The sequence below is a fragment of the Pseudomonas asplenii genome (assembly GCF_900105475.1).
GTDB lineage: Bacteria > Pseudomonadota > Gammaproteobacteria > Pseudomonadales > Pseudomonadaceae > Aquipseudomonas > Aquipseudomonas asplenii.
Genome location: NZ_LT629777.1, coordinates 5735347 through 5756201 on the forward strand (window position 1 = coordinate 5735347; position 20855 = coordinate 5756201).

Sequence of the window (20855 nt, forward strand, 5' to 3'; positions counted from 1 at the left end):
CCCCTCATCGCCCCGGCCGCCGCAACGGCGCCGGAGCATCGCGTTTGGTGATACCTCGCATCCCGACTCGCGATTGGCCCCCTCCTGCCCTGCCTGCGTACCTTGATTCTCGAACCGCGCCCTGCGTGCCTGCCGCAACTCAACGGCGCCGGACTCAACGACCGCAGAAGGACAACAAGAATGTTCCGTTACTTCCCCACCAATTACGTCTGGAATCTCTCGGTGGACCTGGCCATCGAGATGGGCGCCCGCCTGGGCGAAATCGAAGAAATGTGTGCCCCCTTGCAGGACGCTGCCCGGCAGCCTGATGCAGCCGGCACTGAGGCTTTTCGCCAGACCTGGTCCAAGATGGCGGACAAGCTCTGCGGCCTGGCCGAGGAGGACGAGGCCGCCGGTCGACGCCTTTCCGCCGGTGAGAAATACAACCGCGCCGCCACCTACTACCTCACCTGTGAACGCCTGCAGGCCCATGGAGCGCCGGGTCGCGTGGCGCTGTACCAACGCTTCCTGGCGACCTTCGCCCGTGGCCTCGACCTGTCCAGGGAGAACTGCGAGCGAGTGGAAATCCCCTATGAAGGCAAGCACCTCTCGGGCCTGCTCGTGCGCGCCGAGGGCGTTACCGGCCCGGCGCCGCTGCTGGTGCAGGTCAACGGCCTGGACTCGACCAAAGAGATGAAATACCGCGTCGGCCTGCCCGCCTGGCTGGCCAGGCGCGGCGTGTCCTCGCTGATCATCGACCAGCCCGGCACCGGCGAAGCGCTGCGCCTGCACGGTCTGACCGCACGTCATGACAGCGAGCACTGGGCCAGCCGCGTGGTGGACTGGCTGGAAACCCGCGCCGACGTCGACCCCAAGCGCATCGGCCTGGAAGGCGTATCCCTGGGCGGCTACTACTGCCCGCGCGCGGTGGCCTTCGAACCCCGCTTCGCCTGTGGTGTGGTATGGGGCGCCAACCACGACTGGCGCGACGTGCAAAAACGTCGTCTGGAGAAGGAAGGCAACTTCCCGGTCCCGCACTACTGGGCGCACGTGCGCTGGGTCTGGGGCGCGAACGACATGGACGAGTTCATGCGCATCGCCGAGAACGTGCACCTCGATGGCGTGCTGGACCGCATCCGCGTGCCGTTCCTGGTCACCCACGGCGAGAAGGACTCGCAGATCCCCCTCAAATGGGCGCATCGCACCTATGAGCAACTGGTGAACAGCCCGAAACGCGAGCTGAAAATCTTCACCGAACGCGAAGGTGGCGTGCAGCACTCCAGCTTCGACAACAGCATCAATGCCGGCCACTACATCGCCGACTGGGTGGCCGAAACCCTCGGTGGGCGTACCGCCTGACGCACCGTGCGCCGGTGATACCGGCGCAACTCCCATCGGGGATCCTTCCGGTGCCATGCCCCTGCACTGAGTGCAACCCCGCCAGAACAAGGCCCGCCACCACGGCATGCCGTTCAATGCCCATTTCACGCAGGTACTGGGTGATTTCTCCCATAAAAAAAGGAGGCAAAGCGTCAGCTTGCCTCCTCATCAGCATGTGCCGATTTTAAACGGTGATCGGGTCTACCTTCTGGACATCGATTTGCATGTCGACCAATGCCTTGGCGACAACCTTACGATCGAGCACACCTTCGTCTGCCAGGGCTTTCAGGGCCGCCAGCACGACAAATTGGCGGTCAACCTCGAAGTGCCGACGTAATGCCTCGCGGGTATCGGACTGGCCGAAACCATCAGTCCCCAAGGCAACGAACTTACGATTTCCAATCCATGGACGGATCTGATCGGCGTGGATCTTCATGTAGTCGGTTGCAATCACAACCGGGCCTGCGTGGTCTTCCAGCAATTGGGTGACGTAGGGAACCTTCGGCTCCTCAAGCGGATGGAGAAGGTTCCACCGTTCGATTTGCTGAGCCTCCCTTCGGACTTCAGTGAGGCTGGTTGCACTCCACACTTCGCTACTGACGCCATAATCGCGAGCCAGGATTTCCCCTGCGGCAATGACCTCGGGGAGGATCGAACCGCTGCCCATGAGTTGAACGTGCAGATCCTTTTTGACCTGCGGCTCGATAGGAAGCCGGTACAGGCCCTTGAGGATGCCTTGCTCGGCGCCTTCAGGCAGGTCTGGGTGTGGGTAATTTTCGTTGAGCACCGTGATGTAGTAATACACATCTTCCTGTTCAACATACATGCGACGCATACCATCGTGCACGATCACCGCCAGTTCATAGGCATAGGTGGGGTCGTACGCAACGCAGCACGGCACGGTGGCGGCCATCACGTGGCTGTGGCCATCGTCATGTTGCAGCCCTTCCCCCATCAGCGTCGTACGGCCGGAGGTGGCGCCCAACAGGAAGCCTCTGGCGCGCGCATCCCCTGCCGCCCAGAGCAGGTCGCCGACGCGCTGAAAGCCAAACATCGAGTAGAAGATGTAGAACGGCAGCGTCATCACACCGTGGTTGGCATACGAAGTACTCGCCGCGATCCAGGACGATGTCGCCCCCGATTCGTTGAGACCTTCTTGCATGATCTGCCCGTCAACGCTCTCCTTGTAGTAAGACAGGGTTCCGGCGTCCTGGGGGGTGTAGAGCTGGCCCACGTGTGAATGGATACCGATTTGCCGGAAGAGGCTCTCCATGCCGAAGGTGCGCGACTCGTCGGGCACGATGGGCACCACAAGGCGGCCGATGTTGGGGTCCTTGAGCAACGTGCCCAGGATACGGACGAACGCCATGGTGGTTGAAATCGAACGTTCACCCGTGCCCTTCAACTGCGCCTCAAGCAAGGACAGCGGAGGAATCTGCAACGGCTCTACTTGCGCATGCCGAGCTGGAATGTGGCCTCCCAGACTGGCGCGGCGAGCTCGCAGGTAGCGGGCCTCGACACTGTCTTCATCGGGTCGCAGGTAAGGCATTTCGCCTATCTGGTCGTCGGTCAGTTCCAGGCCAAACCTGTCGCGGAATGCCTTGACGGCATCGGCGCCCATCTTCTTGAGCTGGTGATTGATATTCTGGCCTTCACCGGCTTCACCCATGCCAAACCCTTTGACGGTCTTGGCCAGGATAACGGTGGGACGCCCGGTGTGCCGGGCAGCAGCGGCGTAAGCGTTATAGACCTTAACCGGGTCGTGGCCACCGCGAGAGAGTTTCCAGATCTGGTCATCGGACATGTCGCTGACCAGTTCGAGCAGTTCGGGGTATTTGCCGAAAAAGTGTTCGCGAACGTAGGCGCCGTTCTGGGACTTGTAGGTCTGGTACTCGCCATCCACGCACTCCATCATGCGTTGGCGCAGCAGGCCCGACTTGTCCTTGGCGAGCAGCTCGTCCCAGCCCCCTCCCCAAATGACCTTGATCACGTTCCATCCTGCGGCGCGATACAGGCTTTCGAACTCCTGGATCACCTTGCTGTTGCCCCGCACCGGACCGTCGAGGCGCTGGAGATTGCAGTTGACCACAAAAATAATGTTGTCGAGCTTCTCTCGACCCGCAAGAGAAATGGCGGCAAGGGATTCCGGCTGATCCATTTCACCATCACCCAGGAATGCCCATACCTTGCGGCCTTGATGCTCCTTGAGCCCACGGTTCTCAAGGTAACGCATGAACCGCGCCTGGTAGGCTGCCGTGATGGGCCCCAGGCCCATGGACACGGTAGGGAATTGCCAAAAATCCGGCATCAGGCGAGGATGAGGGTAGGACGACACACCATCGCGATCCGTTTCGCGGCGGAAGTTATCCAACTGCTCCTCGCTCAGGCGCCCTTCAGTGAATGCCCGACCGTAAATGCCAGGTGCCGAGTGCCCCTGGATATAAACCAGGTCGCCCGCAAAGCTATCGGTGCGCCCACGGAAAAAATGATCGAAGCCCACATCGTAGAGGACAGCAGCTGATGCGTAGGTTGCGATGTGCCCACCGACTCCAGAATGCTTGCCTGCGCGAAGCACCATCGTCAGAGCGTTCCAGCGGATGTATGCGTTGAGACGCTTTTCGATATCGAGGTTGCCGGGGTAAGGCAACTCCCGATCAGGGGGAATGCTGTTCACGTAGGGGGTGGTGACTCGACCGTGAAAGTCTCCATGGATGGAAACATCGAAATCGAGCAGTTGGTCGATCAGGAAGTGGGCCCTAGGGCGGCCTTCAGCCTCAACGACCGATGCAATCGAGTCAAGCCATTCGCGGGTTTCTTGTGGATCCTCATCGCGAATGTGGTAGCTCTGAGCCATCGGTACATCTCCTTGATGTGTCATCAGCTGGTCGTTGTTCAACCAACTCTTTGTTGCATTTGCAATTGAATCTAGCGCCATTCACACTATGATTGCAACTGCAATTAAACTTCGGTTTTGGAGATTTCATGACCACCCTTTCGTCAGACCTCTGGTACAACTTCATTCGTGCTCACCGCTGCCTGATCAGGGAAATCGAACATCGCCTGGCCGAAGAGAAGCTGCCACCGTACGCTTGGTATGACGCTCTCTGGGGGATTGAAAGTGGCAAAGAGGGAGCCCGCAGAATGCACGAGCTCGCGGATGTATTGGCCATTGAGCGCTATAACCTCACACGCCTTGTCGATCGTCTGGAAAAGGAGGGTTTCGTTGTCCGCGAGAAATCATGCGAGGACGGCCGTGGCGCCATTGCACGAATCACGGACACAGGACGAGCGCTTCGCAAACGCATGTGGAAGGTCTACAAGGAGGCCGTGGAAGAGCTGTTCCTCGTCGAGTTCGACGAGGAGCGAAGGCGGATATTCGCGGCTGCACTCGAAAATGCCAGCCGCAACACTCGAAATCCCCGAAAAGCAGCTCAGCCCAAGTCGTAGCGTTTGAGTGCTTCTCCTACCAGGGAAGCCTTGATGTGTTTATCTGCTGCGAGGGCACGCAGAGCGGTCACGACGATCCAGTGTTGGCCCAGGCGCTGAGTCGGTTCGAGGCTGTCGGCACCTAACGCGGTGAACGAAGCCGTAACATGCGAGGCCAACTGCGCGGCCACGAACTCGGCATAACCTGTGACCGCCACGACAGGTGTATCGGAGGTGTTGAGGCAATTGTGCAGATGACAGTGTTCCCTGGACTCACCCCGGCGGAGCCACTTCAAGCGTGAGTGGCTTTCTGCGTCTCGGGCAAGTTTTGTATAGCTGGGGCAACTCCAGACTTCGGCATCGATTCCCCAGTCATGACGCAGCAGATCCGCAGCGGCACGAACCTCTCGCAGAATGAGCCCGGCTCCCAGCAGCCGAACTTGCTGTGTCCCAGAGGCTGGCGTGCTCAGTCGATACATCCCGAGGTGGGCCTGAGTGCGATCACAGACCAGGCCATCACCCGGTTCGTCGTGCAGTGTCATGTAACAGAAGCCAGAGGCACCTTCGACATACTTTTCATGAAGCGCGCCCACCAGGATTGCCCTGGCCTCATCGCCGCACGCGGGGTCGAAAGGGGTGCATTGCCGGTTCGATGCCAGCCACAGAGGTAACCAGGGATGAGCGCCCTTGGCCCATCGCGAAGGTGACGATTCGATGTCGTTGAGGATAATTCCGCGTTGCGCTGTTTGCGAGGTGAGCATGGAGATATGCGCAGACGTCGTGGATTGGGTCATGTAAAAAAGCGGACGCTCATCGTTACGAGCCTGCTCGCTGAACCACAGCGGCCAGGCGCTGATCGCGGTCCCTCCCAACGTGTCGTTGGGGCGTTCATTGATCATCCAGAACTGGTTGTTGGTAGCACTGTCTTTTTCGAGTCGCCGGATCAAATCAACAATCGTGAACAAGGGGGAACATTGGGTTCCTACACCCTCGGCGTAGCTGCGCTCAATGCGTTTGATACAGGCTAGAGCCGCTGAGCCTGTGCTCGCGGTACGGTATAAACGAAGATTATCCATCCATGAAACTCCTCTGACAGTCTTGCGAGGGCTATAGGGATAATGCAGACTGGTTGCAAATGCAACCATAAGGATGGACCCTTTCATGAAAACTGCCTCGCTACACCTCTACACAGCCGATACACCGAACGGTCAAAAAATCTCTATCGCCCTCGAAGAGCTTGGGTTGGATTACCGTCAGACCAACGTCGATTTGAACAAGGGTGAACAGAAAGCGCCGGACTTTCTTGCTCTCAACCCAAACGGAAAAATTCCCGTCTTCGTCGATGAGCAAGAACAGGTCACGCTCTTTGAATCAGCCGTTATCCTCACCTACCTGACCAACCGGTATGGTGAGTTAGGAGGCCAGAGCGCAGCAGAAAACCTCCTGATTCAACAATGGTTGTGCTTCCAGATTGCCAGCGTCGGGCCGATGCTCGGACAGCTCTGGTGGTTTCGCCATGGCACCACGACCAGAAATGAACAAGCCCTGGAGCGGTATCGCCGTGAGTCGTTGCGGCTTTACGGGGTTGTGGAGAGCGAGCTGGTGAAACGTGGCTACATCGCTGGAGAGCGCTACACCATTGCCGACATTGCTCTGTTCACGTGGCTGCGCACCCACGAAGAACTGGACTTGGACATGAGCCCCTTCCCTGCTGTGCAAGCGTGGCTGGAGAAGATCGCCAAACGGCCTGCTGTCCAGCGGGGGCTTGCGAAATCCCGTCCAGAAGTTTGAAGACCAATTAGCCTGATATCCAAAAAGAAGATGTTGATCATGCATATCAACGCTCCCCTTCTCATCAGGCCCGGCCAGGATCCTAACCTGGCCACCCTGATTGAGCATCTACCTTCCGAGATTGACTGCCCATTCACGTACGCCACGATAGACAAGCGAACACTTGGGCTGTCGAGTTTTCTTTCAAGTTTCCCCATAGCCTGGCAACAGCAGTACTGCAGCAAGGCGCTTTATCGCTTCGACCCGGTGGTTTCACATGGTGTCGAAAGCGTTGCCCCGTTTCCGTGGGCTGAAGCCTTCAAGCGCAAGCCCGTACAAGGCCAAAGCGCTTTTGATGAGCTGACTCGTCAGTTTTCCCTATGGGATGGATATACCTTTGTGGTCCATGACCCTCAGCAACGCATGGGCCTGTTGAGCCTGTCCAATCGGGAACAGAGTCCTGACTTCCACTATCAGATCGACCTCATCAAGGGGGATCTGCAACTGGCGCTGGTCGCCTTTCACAGTGACATGAACTCAGGCTCGCCGGTGCTCGAATCGACGGATCAGCCCCTCACTGTCAGAGAGCATACAATCCTGGGCTGGGTCGCTCTGGGCAAGTCCTATAGCGAGATCGCCAGCATCTGCGACATCCGTGTTCGGACCGTGAAATTCCACATGGCCAACGTCGTTCGCAAGCTGGATGTGCATACGGCCAAGCAGGCAGTTTTTGAGGCCTCTCGACTGGGACTCGCCTGAGCCTCAGCCCTCTCCCACCCCTCCTCTCCCACCCTCGGGGCTGCCAATGCAGCCCCGATCCTGTACCTAAGGACAGTTACAAGAATCAGAAGAAACCCTAAGTATTGGAGGGGCAGCATCGGTCACCCACCACAAGAAAAAGGATTTCCTTATGACCTTGTCAGTCCTGCCAGCTACGAACCGTGACACCCGTGTTTTGGAAGACATTACACAGCACGAGATTTCAGCGCTGAAAACCCGCCATAACCTAGCTGATGCCCACACGCACCAGAATCAAAGCAACACCCAGGCTGCGATTGTCAAAAAGCTCCCGCAGTTGTGGGACCGCGCCCAAAGCCTGACGCAATATGAGAGTGAGCAAGCGTTCATCAAAGCGTTTTATCAGTTCCATGGACAACACCATGCTCTGCAGCGCAGCGATGAGATCTATCTTGTTTATGCGGCCTCCGTCGCCATGCACATCACCGCGACTTTCCTGCGCAAGCACAACATGAGCGTTGGTTTGATCGAGCCCTGCTTCGACAATCTCCACGACTTGCTCAAACACATGGAAGTCCCGATGACGCCTCTCCCGGAGGCGATTCTGGCCGACCCTACCCAGGTCTACCGACTTCTTGAAAAGCACGCGTCAAACCTCGACGCCATTTTCCTGGTCGACCCGAATAATCCAACCGGAACGTCGATGTTCTCCGACGGGCCGGAGACGTTTGTAGAAGTCGCCAGGTACTGCCGTGATCACAAGAAAATCCTGATCCTGGACTTCTGCTTTGCCTCGTTCCTGAAAGTGAGTGGCCGCAAACGCGTTGACGCTTATGCGATCCTTGACGAGGTTGGCACTGACTACCTGGTGATGGAAGACACCGGCAAGACATGGCCGTTGCAGGACACCAAGTGCGCCACGCTGATGAGCAGTCAGCGACTGAATCCCGAGATCTACAGCATCGTGACCAGCGTGCTGCTGAACGTCTCCCCCTTCATCCTCCAGCTCGTCACCGAGTACATCAACGATAGCGAGGCCGATGGTTTCGCGTCAGTTCGGGACGTGTTGCAAACCAATCGAAAAGCCGCGCGTGAGTACCTGGACGGCACGATGCTGCGTTACATCGAACCGGCCATCGAAACCAGTGTGGCCTGGTTTGAGATTCAACGAGACGACCTGTCCGGCGATGACCTTCAGGCGTACCTGCTGGAGTATCAAGCCTACGTGCTTCCCGGCCGCTATTTCTTCTGGAGCAATCCGCAGCTCGGACGATCCTATGTTCGCCTCGCCCTGGCGAGGGATCCGGGTTCTTTTGAAGCCGCGATGCAGGTCATCCGCCAAGCGCTGGAGGCTTACGATGCTTAAGGGAGCACCGATTATTGACGCCACTGTCTTCATGGGCATGCACCATGCAGATGATGTGATCAGGGATCGATCACTTGCGTTCTTCACCCATCGATACGACAGCCAGGTTCGGATGACTTTCAGCCAGGTGGGTCTGTGCGACGCGATCATCTGGAAGAAAGCGCGTGATCTGCAAGATGTGTACTACCCATTCATGGACGTCCTGCATTCGGACATGAACATCCTGCGCTCGGGGTATACCGAGGATGCACTAAGGTTTGCGGCGGACAGTTCAGAATTGGCTGTATTGCCTGTGGAGAAGCGTCTGCAGGCAGCCCAGGTGCTCATGGGCGATGGCTTGTTCTACACCCATGACACTCAGTATCAGAGCTGTCCGATCCTGAAACCGTACCTGGCGACCTTCAGCGATGCTGCGCCGGCCGACGGCGTGGCGCTCGACAAGCATTTTCCTGCCGAGCTACAGAAGCTGTACGTCCTGTCGCTGGCGTTGAAGATCACAGACGAGGACTTCAAGCATGTCTAAACACCAAGTGCTGGTCCCGATCGTGACGCCTCTCGACTCGTGCGGGAATGTCTGCCGGCAAAGCGTGAAGCAGCTCATGCAGGCTTGCAAGCCGCTGGTAGACGGCTTCATTCCATGCCTCACGTCAGGAGAAGGGTGGAAGCTGTCACTCGATCAATGGACTGACATGTTGCAATACACGCTTGAGTTCGCCGACAAGACGCATCGCGTGGTGGTAGGGATTGAGCTGGCAACGACTCAGGCCGTGATTGAGAGGGCTGAGCTGGCCTGCGCCCTGGGGGCTACAGAAATCATGGTGACCTCCCCCTTCGGCGATGGCATCACGCAGCAACACATCCTGCAGCATTACAAATCGATCCACGACAACACCACCCTGGATCTTCTGGTCTACAACGAAGCGTCGTTGTCGGGTAATGAAAAAAGCTTTGAAACGCTGCTGGACATCGCTCGCCTGGAGCGAGTGACGGGGCTCAAGGACTCACCGAGCCAGGCGCGTACGCAGGCTCAAATCGACCGGATCCGCAGTGAGGGCGTCGACTACTTCATTGGCTGGGAAAATCAACTGGCCAGCGATCTTGTCAGTGATGGCAACGTTGTGTCGCTCGCCAACCTGGAGCCGGCCTTGTGCCGCGTTGCCTGTCGCTCACGCCAGCCCGAGATTGCAGGCTTGGTGAGCGAACTCAACGAGAAGTTCGCGCTGGGTGAAGAGGACTGGTATGCACACGTCAAACGTGAACTTGTCGCGCGGGGCGTGTTGGGTTCAGCGGCTACTGCTCAGGAGTGGGCACGATGACTATTTCACAAAAATCATTGTTCCGCGCCAATCGTGCGCTGATCGAAAACCTTGAGCCAATCCCCAAGGCACTGCTGGGTTTCGAACAACAATGGATCGATCGCTCGATCAGCGAAAGCATGACAGAGCAGCAGCCTTCCAGCCTGAACGAACTACGCCGGATGCTGGAAGCGCTCGTTGAAGAGGACAAGGCTGAAGAACCGCCGACGTCACGCTACGTCGCCGAGGAGATGAGCCTGGATGAGTTCAAGATCCTCGTGCAGGAGTTTGCTCTTGATGGGCTGACCGAGGCGCAGGTGTTCTACCACCTGATGCCACGCTTGAGCCTGGAAGCCCAGCTGCCCATGCTTCGCATGATGATTGACGAGTTTGGCTCGGGGAACCTCAAGCGCTCTCACACCTCGCTCTACAAGGTGTTGCTGGAGGAACTGGATATGCCCACTGACCTGGAGAGCAACATCCAGGCTAACGCCGAGGCCGGTTGTTCATTCCCGAACATGTTTTGCTGGCTGACCATGCGCGCGGATGATCCCTCGTATTTTGCCGGGGTCATCACCTACTTCGAGACCGTCGTACCGTTCTTTTTCGGCTGTTATACGACCCTGTGTGAACGGCTCGGGATCAAGGCGCATACCTACTACAGCGAGCATGTTCATATCGACGTCTTCCATGCTCTCGAAGGGCAGCGTCTGTTAAAGGCGATGGACAACGATCGCAAGCTTGATTACAAAAAAGCCTGGCAGGGCATTTGTATGGGGCGTTTGATCACCAACAACGCTTTCGACCAGGCGGTCTACAAGGCACAAGCAAGCAAGGTAACCGAGGGGGCTGCTCATGCTTGACGAGCCTGAAGTCGTGCTCAGACCTGCGACGTTTCTGGTTCGGATCGGCGAGGATGAGTATGAGGTGCCGAGTCTTTGCCCGCACCGTGAAGGCTGGCTGGAGCACGGCATGGTCAATCAGAATCGTCGAACCATCACCTGCCCGTTGCACTTTTCGGTCTTCAGCCTGGAGACGGGTGAGCAGCTTGGCGGCCCACCTTGCGGGAGTATTTCTTGTCGTAAGATAAAGTGATGCAAGAGGCAAACGGGGAAGCGTACGAAGGTACGCTTCCCCGTTTTTTTTCAGCCAGGGCAGGAAAAGGTGTGACTTCACTCTCGTTAGGCCGGCCTTTTCTTTAGAGGCTCCGGTGACAAATCTCGGACTGACGCACCTCCCGCCCACTTGCGCCGAAGGTCCGTCAGGCCGCTAGCACCTGCTGCGGCTACTGGGCCGCGCCGCTGCCCTGAACGCCCAGGGAATATTTAAACGCCCGTTGCTGCTGGACGCGAGTCTCCGGCAGGCCAACAGTCTCCGGGTTGGCAAAACCGGTGGGAGTGCCTGGGGGAATGTTGTGAATGTTGATCGCATCGAACAGGAAGCTGAAACCCTGCTTGAGCGACGACTGGGCAACACCGTGACAGCCCATGCAGCCGCCCATGGTCAGGCTCTGGGTGCTGTGGTCATAGTCCGGCACCTTGATGTTGGCCACGTTGCGCATGTTGGTCAGGGTGTTGTTTTTCTGAACCGGGAAAATATTGGTGCCGCGAAACAGCTGGATCCCCGGCTGACTGCTCTCGACCAGGATATTGGCCAGGTAGTAATCCGGGTCGGTCTCATTGCTTGAGGGAATCGCCTGCACGCCCTTGAGCCGGTAGTGCTTCCAGACCGAGTTGCTGAACTGGCCGCTGGCGTCCATCAGTTGTCTGACCTGGTCATTGACCGCGACGACTTCGGCATGGGTGGTCTGTGGTTGCACGACCGAAATCGGGCCGGCCTGCCCCTTGGGAATCCCATTGCTGCCGGAGTAGATCGGCGGATTGTGTTTCCCATCGGCCACGTCGCCCTTGGGCAAGGTCACCCTGTGGATGCCCTTGCCATCCGAGAAGGTTGCCACCGGCGGCGCGGTGTCATCCGGCGGCGAGGCGTAGGCGATCTTGTCGTAGTTGGCGATGTAGTAGAGCCCCGTCGGCGAATTGTCGGGCAGGTTCAACGCATCCTCATGCTCGAAGGTGGCGAAGATGAAGGTCGGGTAGTTGGGCGTCTTGTGGATGATGTGCAGGGCAACCAGAGCGTACTCCTCGTTATAGGCCACCGGTTTGCTGTCGTCGCCGTGGTAGGTCACCACGGTTGCCGTGTGGTAGCGCGCACGCTGCGCCGGCGCAATGTCCGCCAGCTTGCGCCAGGCAGCCTTCACCTCGACGGCACCGTCGGGCAGAACGATGTGATCCGGGTAGTTCTTCAAGTTCTTCGCGTACTCGTAGACCACCGGGTTGGCCTTGGCCTCGAACAGGATCTGGCTGTCATTGGAGGGCGCATAGTCGTTTCCTTTCATCGCCGCCCTCGGCGGATTGACCGGGAAAAATATCGCGTTCTGGCCGATCTGGGTCGCCTCATCGAGGTTGTTGTAATGGGCATAGCTGGCCCCTGGCGCCAACGGCGCGCCATTGGGGAACTGGACGTAGCTGTACTGCGGGCTGGAGCCGAACGGACGGGTCGGGCCGCCGACAGCGCTCTTGCCTGTCGCCGGAAACAGCTCGGTGCGGTGGGCGAAGGTTTGCCACAGCAAGGGGTTGGCCGTCTGGGAGGCCTTGCCCGAGTCGGCGAAGCTGCCGTTCGGGTTACCCACGCCACGGTTGGCCGGCAGCGGTGTGTTGGCCGTGTTGTTCAACGCGATGAAGCTGCGCCAGGCAAAGGTCGCATAGTCGGTATGGCTGATGCCGGTCGCCAGGTCCGAAGGCAATTGCGGGTTGCTGCGGGTCAGGTCGCTTGCGCTGATCGCGTAGGACACGCCCAGCCCCGAGGGGTACTTGCCGAGGAAGTTTTTAGAGAAGTACGGACTCCAGTTCAACCCATCGTTGGAATGGAACGTGGTGGCGCTGCTGCTGATGAATACCCGATCGCCAATCATCGCGGCGCTGTTCAAAAAGCCCTGGAGCCCGCCCTGACCGGCAATTCCCTTCAGGTCACGCCTGGCGCCCCACTGGCCGGAGCGGTCGTAGGTTCGTGCGAACGTGGCGCCATTTCCAAAGGCGTAGTAGGCCCACAACTGGCCGTTGTAGACCACCGGGACCATCGTCAGTATCGAGTCGGCGGTTTCCTGGAAGGCCAGGCTTTCGCGGCTCCAGGCAATCCCGTCGCGGGAGCTGACCGAGTACACGGCCTTGCCCGAGTTCTCGCTGTACAACACGAACAACCTGCCGTTATACACGACAGGCTTGTTGTTGAGGGCGATGTGGCTCGTGCTGATCGGCTGGGGGGTGGACCAGACGGCCCCATCCACGGAGTTGATGGTCTTCAGGCGCTGCTGGGCGTCGGTGAAGGTCAGGACCAGCTTCTGGTTGAAGGCACTGACGGAGACATTGCCCTGCACACTGCCCACGTCGATGGGTTGCGCCCCGGTCCAGTTGCGCCCATCGGGCGAACTGGAGAAGTACACATGTTTCTGGTCACTGCCGTTCGACCAGAACATATACACCTTGCCCTTGAACGAATTGACCGACGGCACAAAGTAGCCCGGAGGTGTAAATCTGACCGTGCTCGAAAAGGACGGCGTGCCACTTGAGTCCTCGGGTTTATCAAACACATCGACGGCAATACCGACACTCTGTTGGGGTGTCGCCACAATGAAACTTTCCGCATTGACCGAAAAGACCGTCAACAAACCGACCAGGCACACGATTGACCGGCCAAATGCCGCTTTGAATTTCATAGGTTCACTCCTTTGAATGAGCCGTTACGGGGGGATGCCCTGAAGTAACGGCGTTTCCATGGTTCGCAAAAGAGAGAGGGGGTCGCACACAACCCGACGGTCAGCGCGTGCTTTCGACCGTTGCCTCGGCCGTTCGGCCTGCCAGGGTGTTCAGATACAGCGCCAGGACAAACTCGCGGCCAGAGTCCAGGGCGACGTCAACCGGCACACCGTTGGCGTCGTCGGGTATCAGTTGTCCATGGCCATGTAATCGTCGAAATCGACATCGGGATCAACGAATACATGAGTAAGGGATTGTGCAGACATATCCTCAGCCCCCCTGGCTAGTACGACTCTCATATACGGTTCCAACACGAAACGATCCTGCAGCCCAAGCGTCCGGATGGACTATGTGACTGGGTCAGAGAATCCATGGCGGACCCGGAACACCAGGTCCGCCGTGCGACCTACGTCAAGGGCATTGGCAGGTCGATGGACCGAACACCGGCCCGCTGCACGGGTCTTTGGACGGGCCGAACACCGGGCACGCGGCTTGGGCGGCAAGAGAGACGCCACAGAGCAGGAACACAGCCAACAGTACTTTCTTCATTTGTAACTTCCTTGATGGGTAATCGAACAATCCCTGTCCCTGGTCGAGGGTACAGTCGGTCATTACGGGCACTCGCAGACGGTCGGACCTAGCACCGGGCCCGCACAGGGATCTTTCCCCGGCCGAACACCCGTCAGGTGACGGCGTACTGCCGCAATCGTCGACGAGCCGTCGGAGAGTAAAGCTCAGCGCTGTCGAACGCGCCAGTGTGGCCGCAAGTCCGATGTAGGCTGCTTGATGGACAGTATTTGCCGGTGGTCACAGGCAAATCAGGGGCCCGCTGCTCACCCGCAGGACACCCCCACCGCATCACCCTCCTATTGCGCGCGCATGAGCGCCTGGGCAAGAAAGGGCGCCGTCCGACTTCCCGACGCCATCGCCACCTGCCGAGGCGTGCCGGCCGCCACGATACGACCACCCGTTTCCCCTGCCCCCGGCCCCACATCAATCACCCAGTCGGCCTGGGTCACTACGCGCATGTCGTGTTCGATCATCACCACCGTGTTGCCGGCCTCGACCAGCCGCTGCAACTGCACCAGCAAACGGTCGGCATCCGAGGCGTGCAAGCCGGTAGTCGGCTCGTCGAGCACGTACAGGCTGCGGCCGCGCTGGCTTCGCTGCAGCTCCGTCGCGAGTTTGATGCGCTGCGCTTCACCCCCCGACAATTCAGTGGCGGGCTGCCCCAGCCGCAGGTAGCCCAGCCCGATCTCGCGCAACAACTGCAGCGGCCGTGCGATGGCGTCTTCGCCTGCGAAGAAGTCATGGGCTTCTTCCACTGTCATGTACAGCACGTCGGCGATGTTGCGCCCATTCCAACGCACGGCGAGCGTGGCCTCGTTATAGCGAGCGCCATGACAGGTCGAACACGGCGCGTAGACACTGGGCATGAACAGCAGCTCAACGCTGACGAACCCCTCGCCTTCGCACGTTTCGCAACGTCCCTTCGACACATTGAAGGAGAAGCGCCCCGCGTCATAGCGGTGACGGCGCGCATCCGGCGTGGCGGCGAACAGCTTGCGCACATGATCGAACAACCCGGTATAGGTGGCCAGGTTGGAACGTGGCGTGCGGCCAATCGGCTTCTGGTCGACCTGAACCAGGCGCTGGACAACATCCAGATCTCCGGCCAGACGACCGCCGGTGACCTCGATCACGGAGGGACCTTCGCCATTGGGATTTTCAGCCGCATCGTCCTGCGGTTCGTGTCCCAGGTGCAGCAGCAGCAACTCTGGCAGAGCCTGCGCGACAAGGCTGGACTTGCCCGACCCGGAGATACCCGTCACTGCCGTCAACACCCCTAACGGAATGCGTGCATCCACGCCATGCAGGTTGTGCCGCCGAATGCCGCGTAGCTCCAGCCATCCAACGGCTTCGCGCTCACGGCTAACCGGCGCGGGGATCTCATCGAACAGATAACGCGCGGTCCGCGACTCGGCAATGTCCCGCAGCCCTTGCGGTGCTCCGCTGTACAGCACGCGGCCGCCACGCTCTCCGGCATCCGGTCCTACATCCACCAGCCATTGCGCACGGCGCATCAGATCCAGGTCGTGCTCCACGACAAATACCGAATTGCCGGCATCGCGCAGCGTGTCCAGAGAGTCGTACAGTGACTGACTGTCAGAGGGGTGCAGGCCCGCCGAAGGCTCGTCCAGCACGTACACCACGCCGAACAGCATGGAACTCAGTTGGGTGGCCAAGCGCAAACGCTGCAGCTCGCCAGCCGACAGTGTCGGCGTTGCCCTGTCGAGGGAGAGGTAACCCAAACCCAATCCACGGAGCTGACGCAGACGCGCCATCACGCCGCCGGCCAGGCGCTGCGCGGCAAGACGCTTTTCCTCCGAGAGTTCGCTGGTGCCAGGCACGTCAGCTGAGATCGCCGCGACCGCTCGAGTATTGGCGCGGTGGGTGCCCTCATTCCCCTCATCCGCCCTGTGAGCGTGGAAGTCGCCCTGGGCAACAGGTTCGAGCAAAGCTGCCAACCGATCCAAAGGCATTTGCAGGAACTCGCCGATATCCAGCCCGGCAAAAGTCACCGACAGCGCCTCGCTCTTGAGTCGCTTGCCGTGGCAGGTCGGACACAGTCTGCCCTCCATGTAGCGCGATACGCGCTTTCTCATCAGTGCGCTTTGCGTGCTGGCAAAGGTGTGCAGCACATAGCGCCGGGCGCCCGTGAAGGTCCCCATGTAACTGGGTTCGAGTTTGCGCTTGAGCGCCTCACGGGTCTCGGCCGGGGTGAGGCCGGCATACACCGGCGCCGTGGGCGTCTCTTCGGTGAAGAGAATCCAATCGCGGTCCTTCTTTGGCAAATCCTGCCAGGGACGGTCAACGTCGTAACCCAGGGTGACCAGGATGTCGCGCAGATTCTGGCCATGCCAGGCCGGCGGCCAGGCGGCAATGGCCCGCTCACGAATGCTCAGCGAGGGATCGGGCACCATGGTTGCCTCCGTCACCTCGTACACATGGCCCAAACCATGGCAGGCCGTACAGGCGCCCTGTGGGGTGTTCGGCGAAAAGTCCTCGGCATAGAGCATCGGCTGATTGGTCGGATAGGTGCCGGCGCGCGAATACATCATGCGTACGAGGCTGGACAGTGTGGTCACGCTGCCCACCGAAGAACGCGCATTGCTCGCGCCACGTTGTTGCTGCAGCGCCACCGCCGGCGGCAGGCCGTCGATTGCATCGACGTCCGGGACACCCGCCTGGTCGATCAGCCGCCGCGCATACGGCGCAACCGACTCGAAATAGCGCCGCTGCGCCTCAGCGTAGATCGTGCCGAAGGCCAACGAGGATTTGCCCGAACCGGAGACACCGGAAAACACCACCAACGCATTGCGTGGGATGGCGACATCCACATCCTTGAGATTGTGTTCCCGCGCGCCGCGCACTTCCACCTGCCCACTGGCCGCGGCGGTGCATGAGGATTCACCGTAAGAGGGGTTTGGCATGTGTTCGTGTCCTGCTGTTGCGAAAGAAGAATTCAATTCTGAGTCCGGGAATTGTTGACCACTACAAAATGCACGGTCTTGAGGTCGACATAGCTGTTACCCGGATCACGACTGGCAACAAGCAATTGAGCGTGGCTGCCATCGGGTGAAACCAGCATCCGGAAGTCGTGCAGCCGACAATCCGCTCCGCCGCCGGCGGTAAGCTCCAGCTTCTCGTGGGTCCTGGATTCGTCAAATATCGGCACCACCCCCCACGTGTCGTTGTTGCTGGAATAGAAGGTCACCACATCAAAGCCATGGGCGTTGTAGTTCTCCCGCCAGGCCCGGAACACTTTAAAATTCGTGCCAAAGATTTTCAGCGTGTTCATGCCATTATTGATGGGTACCAACTGGTCATTCGCGCCCCACGCAGTGCCCAACACCAAGGCCAATAGAAAGCTGAGTCTTTGCAGCATGGCTTTCATCGTCGTCTCCTGCTCAATGTGATTTCATCATGAAGCGGACTCTTTTCAGTTTCGATGCTGATTTCTCATCAGCACGGGTGGCTTAAAATTCGTCTGATGAATAGGCTTTGGGGCCGTCAATAGAGGCTCAGTAAAAAGGAGCAGTCATGAGAAAACTGTATTGGCTGTATTTTTTTATCACCGTTTGCGCAGTCCTCTTTGCCTACAGACTCGGCGCCTGGCAACAAGGTGCAGCGCAGCAAGCCTCTCGGTGCCTGAAACTTGAGGTCCCCGAACAAGACAAGTGCCTGAAGGATCTGGCAGCCAACGTCGAGCAATTGTACATCGCGATCAAGGCTCTTTCTGAACAGAAACGGGAATAGGGATCAGCAAGATCCTCCGTATGACAACGGGTGCGAGAAGCGGCTTCGAGCATGGGCTCCTGGACGCAAGACGGGAAAGGCAAACTGATTAGGGGGTTTACTTTTCAAAGGCGATTCAATATAAATTTCACTCCGGCGCACACTCACTGTTGTGCCCTTTGATATTAACAGGAGGATGCTATGTCACCGTTAAACGTGATGAAGTTCTAAACGATCAAACTGTCACCCCCTCGCTCGAAAACCTTGAAACACGCTGGTCTCAACGTTGGCAGCTCGAAGGCACGTACGCCTTTGACCACACCGCCCAACGCGACGCAGTGTTCTCCATCGACACCCCCCCGCCGACGGCCTCAGGCTCGTTGCATGTCGGTCATGTCTTCAGCTATACCCACACAGATATCATCGCTCGATTCCAGCGCATGCGAGGCAAGGCTGTGTTCTACCCCATGGGGTGGGACGACAACGGCTTGCCTACCGAACGCAGAGTCGAGAATTTCTATGGCGTACGTTGCGACTCGCGGGCAGCTTATCAGCCTGATTTCAGGCCACCTGAGCCCATTCCATTAAAGCGAGGTGACTTTACTGTCATCAGTAGGCGCAACTTCATCGAGTTGTGCCATGAACTGACAGCCATTGATGAGCAAGCCTTCCGTGCACTCTTCGTGCAACTGGGCTTGTCCGTTGATTGGAGCCTTTCCTATGCCACCATTGATGAGCGCTCCCAACGAGCGAGTCAGCGCGCTTTGCTTCGTAACTATCAGCGTGGCGAACTTTATAGCCAGGAAGCCCCATCCCTGTGGGATGTGACGTTCCAGACAGCCGTGGCTCAAGCAGAGCTTGAAGAGCGCGAGGTCGCTGGTGCGTATCACGAACTCAGCTTTGAGACGGCTGATGGCGCCGCATTGAGGGTTGCTACCACTCGGCCCGAGCTACTGATGGCATGCGTGGCGCTGGTGGCTCACCCGGACGACGTTCGTTATCAGGCACGGTTCGGACAATCCGTGCGCTCGCCGATCTTTGACGTGGACGTACCACTGCTGGCACACCCTTTGGGTGATCCTGACAAGGGCACCGGCTTGGTGATGGTCTGCACCTTTGGCGATCTTACCGATGTGATCTGGTGGCGGGAGTTGCAGTTACCAACGCGGTCAATACTGGGAAAAGATGGGCGCCTGTTGCTTGAGACGCCCTCCTGGTTGACGACACCCCGCAGCCAACAGGCCTATGCAGACTTGGCTGGCCGTAATTTGTCCCAGGTTCGCACACTGCTCGTGTCGATGTTGCGCGACTGCGGCGCCATGCAAGATGAACCCCGACCGATTCAACACGCGGTAAAGTTTTTCGAGAAAGGCGACCGGCCTTTGGAAATTCTCGCCACTCGGCAATGGTACTTGCGTAATGGCGGACGCGACGCAAGCCTGCGGGACTTGTTACTTGCCTCTGGCCAGACGCTGAACTGGCATCCGCAGCACATGCTCAGGCGTTACGAGCATTGGGTAGGCGGTTTGAACGGTGATTGGCTCATCAGTCGTCAGCGCACGTTCGGCGTACCGATTCCGTTCTGGTATAGGCTGGATGCACAAGGCGAAGCGGACTACAGCGAGCCGATCATTGCCTGCGAGGAAAGCCTGCCCGTTGATCCAAGTCTGGATACTCCGCCTGGGTATCGACCCGAGCAACGTGGTCAACCTTTGGGTTTTGTTGGCGAACAGGACATCATGGATACCTGGGCCACCAGTTCCCTGACGCCTCAGATCGTCGGAGGCTGGGGCGAGGACAACGCGTTGTTCGCCAAGATATACCCCATGGATCTCAGGCCCCAAGGTCACGACATAATCCGTACCTGGTTATTCTCGACACTGGTACGCAGCCATTTTGAACACGGTTGCGTGCCATGGCGTAACGTCGCGCTCTCTGGGTGGATCCTTGATCCCGACCGTAAGAAGATGTCTAAATCCAAGGGTAACGTGGTAACCCCTCAAGCCTTGCTCGACCAGTATGGAAGTGACGGTGTGCGCTATTGGGCAGCCTCAGCGCGGCTCGGCAGTGATACAGCCTTTGAAGAACAGCAGATGAAGATCGGCCGCCGTTTGGCCGTCAAGCTGTTCAATCTATCAAGGTTGGTTCAAGGCTTTGCGGAGGATGACAACGGGGATATCGACCAACCGCTGGATCAGGCCATGCTTAAACGCTTGGACGGCGTAGTCCAGGACGCTACGTTCGCGCTGGAGGCGTACGACTATAGCGGGGCGCTGTCGCGTATCGAAGGGTTCTTCTGGTGGTTTTGCGATGACTACGTCGAATTGGTCAAGCGTCGCGCCTATCGCCCAGAAGGCCATTCGGCCCGTAATGCTTTGGCACTTGCACTGAGCGTACAACAGCGACTGTTTGCGCCATTTCTGCCCTTTGTGTGTGAGGAAGTCTGGCAATCCTGGAATTGCGGCTCCGTGCACAATGCGTCTTGGCCGCAAGGGAATGCTTCTCCTGACGCGTCTATTGAAAGCTTATTGATGAGTGTGAGTGCCGTGCTATCTGCGATTCGCAAAGCAAAATCTGACGCACGCCAATCCATGAAGGCTTCGGTAGCACGTGTCGAACTGGTTGACAGGGCTGCGCAGCTTGAAATGATAAAAGGCGTTCGCCAAGACTTGATCGAAGCAGGTCAGGTTGAGACTTTGGTGTTTATAGAGGGAACTGAGCAGCAGGTCGGTGTATGGCTGAAGTGACGTAGACTCAAGGGCAAGTCAATTCGCGGGGCGATCAAGGAGA

General features: G+C 58.5%; 17 protein-coding genes. 11 read left to right on the forward strand and 6 right to left on the reverse strand.

Annotated elements, in window-relative coordinates:
• Nucleotides 1-180: 180 nt before the first annotated feature.
• Nucleotides 181-1338: an alpha/beta hydrolase family protein gene (locus BLU37_RS25390; protein ID WP_090210052.1), complete on the forward strand. Its 1158-nt coding sequence runs from the start codon at nt 181-183 to the stop codon at nt 1336-1338.
• Between the two features lie 205 nt (nt 1339-1543).
• Here the strand turns inward: BLU37_RS25390 and aceE are convergent, their stop codons facing one another.
• Nucleotides 1544-4213 carry a pyruvate dehydrogenase (acetyl-transferring), homodimeric type gene (aceE, locus tag BLU37_RS25395; RefSeq protein WP_090210054.1) on the reverse strand — a complete coding sequence of 890 codons (2670 nt, stop codon included), beginning with the start codon at nt 4211-4213 and terminating at the stop codon, nt 1544-1546.
• Between the two features lie 128 nt (nt 4214-4341).
• Between aceE and BLU37_RS25400 the strand changes: the two genes are divergently transcribed.
• Nucleotides 4342-4806, forward strand: coding sequence for a MarR family winged helix-turn-helix transcriptional regulator (locus BLU37_RS25400; RefSeq protein WP_010446651.1), 465 nt, complete (start codon nt 4342-4344; stop codon nt 4804-4806).
• Here the strand turns inward: BLU37_RS25400 and BLU37_RS25405 are convergent.
• Complete coding sequence (locus BLU37_RS25405; RefSeq protein ID WP_090210056.1) at nt 4791-5861, reverse strand: transketolase-like TK C-terminal-containing protein; 1071 nt, start codon at nt 5859-5861, stop codon at nt 4791-4793. The genes BLU37_RS25400 and BLU37_RS25405 overlap by 16 nt on opposite strands.
• 85 nt (nt 5862-5946) lie before the next feature.
• Here BLU37_RS25405 and BLU37_RS25410 point away from each other — a divergent pair, with 85 nt between their 5' ends.
• The 7 genes from BLU37_RS25410 (at nt 5947) to BLU37_RS25440 (ending at nt 11049) form a co-directional block, all read left to right on the forward strand.
• Nucleotides 5947-6576 carry a glutathione S-transferase family protein gene (locus BLU37_RS25410; protein WP_090210058.1) on the forward strand — a complete coding sequence of 210 codons (630 nt, stop codon included), beginning with the start codon at nt 5947-5949 and terminating at the stop codon, nt 6574-6576.
• Nucleotides 6577-6615: 39 nt separating this feature from the next.
• Nucleotides 6616-7314, forward strand: a complete 699-nt coding sequence (locus BLU37_RS25415; protein ID WP_010446656.1) for a LuxR family transcriptional regulator — start codon at nt 6616-6618, stop codon at nt 7312-7314.
• Nucleotides 7315-7465: 151 nt separating this feature from the next.
• Nucleotides 7466-8659: an aminotransferase class I/II-fold pyridoxal phosphate-dependent enzyme gene (locus BLU37_RS25420; RefSeq protein ID WP_010446658.1), complete on the forward strand. Its 1194-nt coding sequence runs from the start codon at nt 7466-7468 to the stop codon at nt 8657-8659.
• Nucleotides 8652-9182 carry a DUF6190 family protein gene (locus BLU37_RS25425; RefSeq protein ID WP_090210061.1) on the forward strand — a complete coding sequence of 177 codons (531 nt, stop codon included), beginning with the start codon at nt 8652-8654 and terminating at the stop codon, nt 9180-9182. Before BLU37_RS25420 ends, BLU37_RS25425 begins: the two co-directional genes overlap by 8 nt.
• Nucleotides 9175-9975: a dihydrodipicolinate synthase family protein gene (locus tag BLU37_RS25430; RefSeq protein ID WP_090210063.1), complete on the forward strand. Its 801-nt coding sequence runs from the start codon at nt 9175-9177 to the stop codon at nt 9973-9975. Before BLU37_RS25425 ends, BLU37_RS25430 begins: the two co-directional genes overlap by 8 nt.
• Nucleotides 9972-10817, forward strand: a complete 846-nt coding sequence (locus tag BLU37_RS25435; protein ID WP_090210065.1) for an iron-containing redox enzyme family protein — start codon at nt 9972-9974, stop codon at nt 10815-10817. The genes BLU37_RS25430 and BLU37_RS25435 overlap by 4 nt, the downstream gene beginning before the upstream one ends.
• Complete coding sequence (locus BLU37_RS25440; protein ID WP_090210067.1) at nt 10810-11049, forward strand: Rieske (2Fe-2S) protein; 240 nt, start codon at nt 10810-10812, stop codon at nt 11047-11049. Before BLU37_RS25435 ends, BLU37_RS25440 begins: the two co-directional genes overlap by 8 nt.
• Before the next feature lie 190 nt (nt 11050-11239).
• On the opposite strand, the gene BLU37_RS25445 is transcribed toward BLU37_RS25440, so the two are convergent.
• The 4 genes from BLU37_RS25445 to BLU37_RS25460 all read right to left on the reverse strand — a co-directional run bounded on the left by BLU37_RS25445 (nt 11240) and on the right by BLU37_RS25460 (nt 17724).
• Nucleotides 11240-13726 (reverse strand): PQQ-binding-like beta-propeller repeat protein, encoded by a 2487-nt coding sequence (locus BLU37_RS25445; RefSeq protein WP_090210069.1) that lies wholly within the window; start codon nt 13724-13726, stop codon nt 11240-11242.
• Nucleotides 13727-14177: 451 nt separating this feature from the next.
• Complete coding sequence (locus tag BLU37_RS29285) at nt 14178-14315, reverse strand: PA0050 family protein (RefSeq protein WP_085983109.1); 138 nt, start codon at nt 14313-14315, stop codon at nt 14178-14180.
• 317 nt (nt 14316-14632) lie between these two features.
• The gene (locus BLU37_RS25455) at nt 14633-17260 is read right to left on the reverse strand and encodes an excinuclease ABC subunit UvrA (protein WP_090210071.1); all 2628 of its coding nucleotides are present in this window, start codon (nt 17258-17260) and stop codon (nt 14633-14635) included.
• 32 nt (nt 17261-17292) lie between these two features.
• A complete protein-coding gene (locus BLU37_RS25460; RefSeq protein ID WP_090210074.1) occupies nt 17293-17724 on the reverse strand; it encodes a hypothetical protein in 432 nt (143 codons plus the stop codon).
• Between the two features lie 146 nt (nt 17725-17870).
• Here BLU37_RS25460 and BLU37_RS25465 point away from each other — a divergent pair, with 146 nt between their 5' ends.
• Together BLU37_RS25465 and valS are read left to right on the forward strand one after the other, a co-directional pair.
• The gene (locus BLU37_RS25465) at nt 17871-18086 is read left to right on the forward strand and encodes a hypothetical protein (RefSeq protein WP_090210076.1); all 216 of its coding nucleotides are present in this window, start codon (nt 17871-17873) and stop codon (nt 18084-18086) included.
• A gap of 158 nt (nt 18087-18244) precedes the next feature.
• Nucleotides 18245-20812 (forward strand): valine--tRNA ligase, encoded by a 2568-nt coding sequence (valS, locus tag BLU37_RS25470; protein ID WP_090210078.1) that lies wholly within the window; start codon nt 18245-18247, stop codon nt 20810-20812.
• Nucleotides 20813-20855 lie beyond the last annotated feature (43 nt).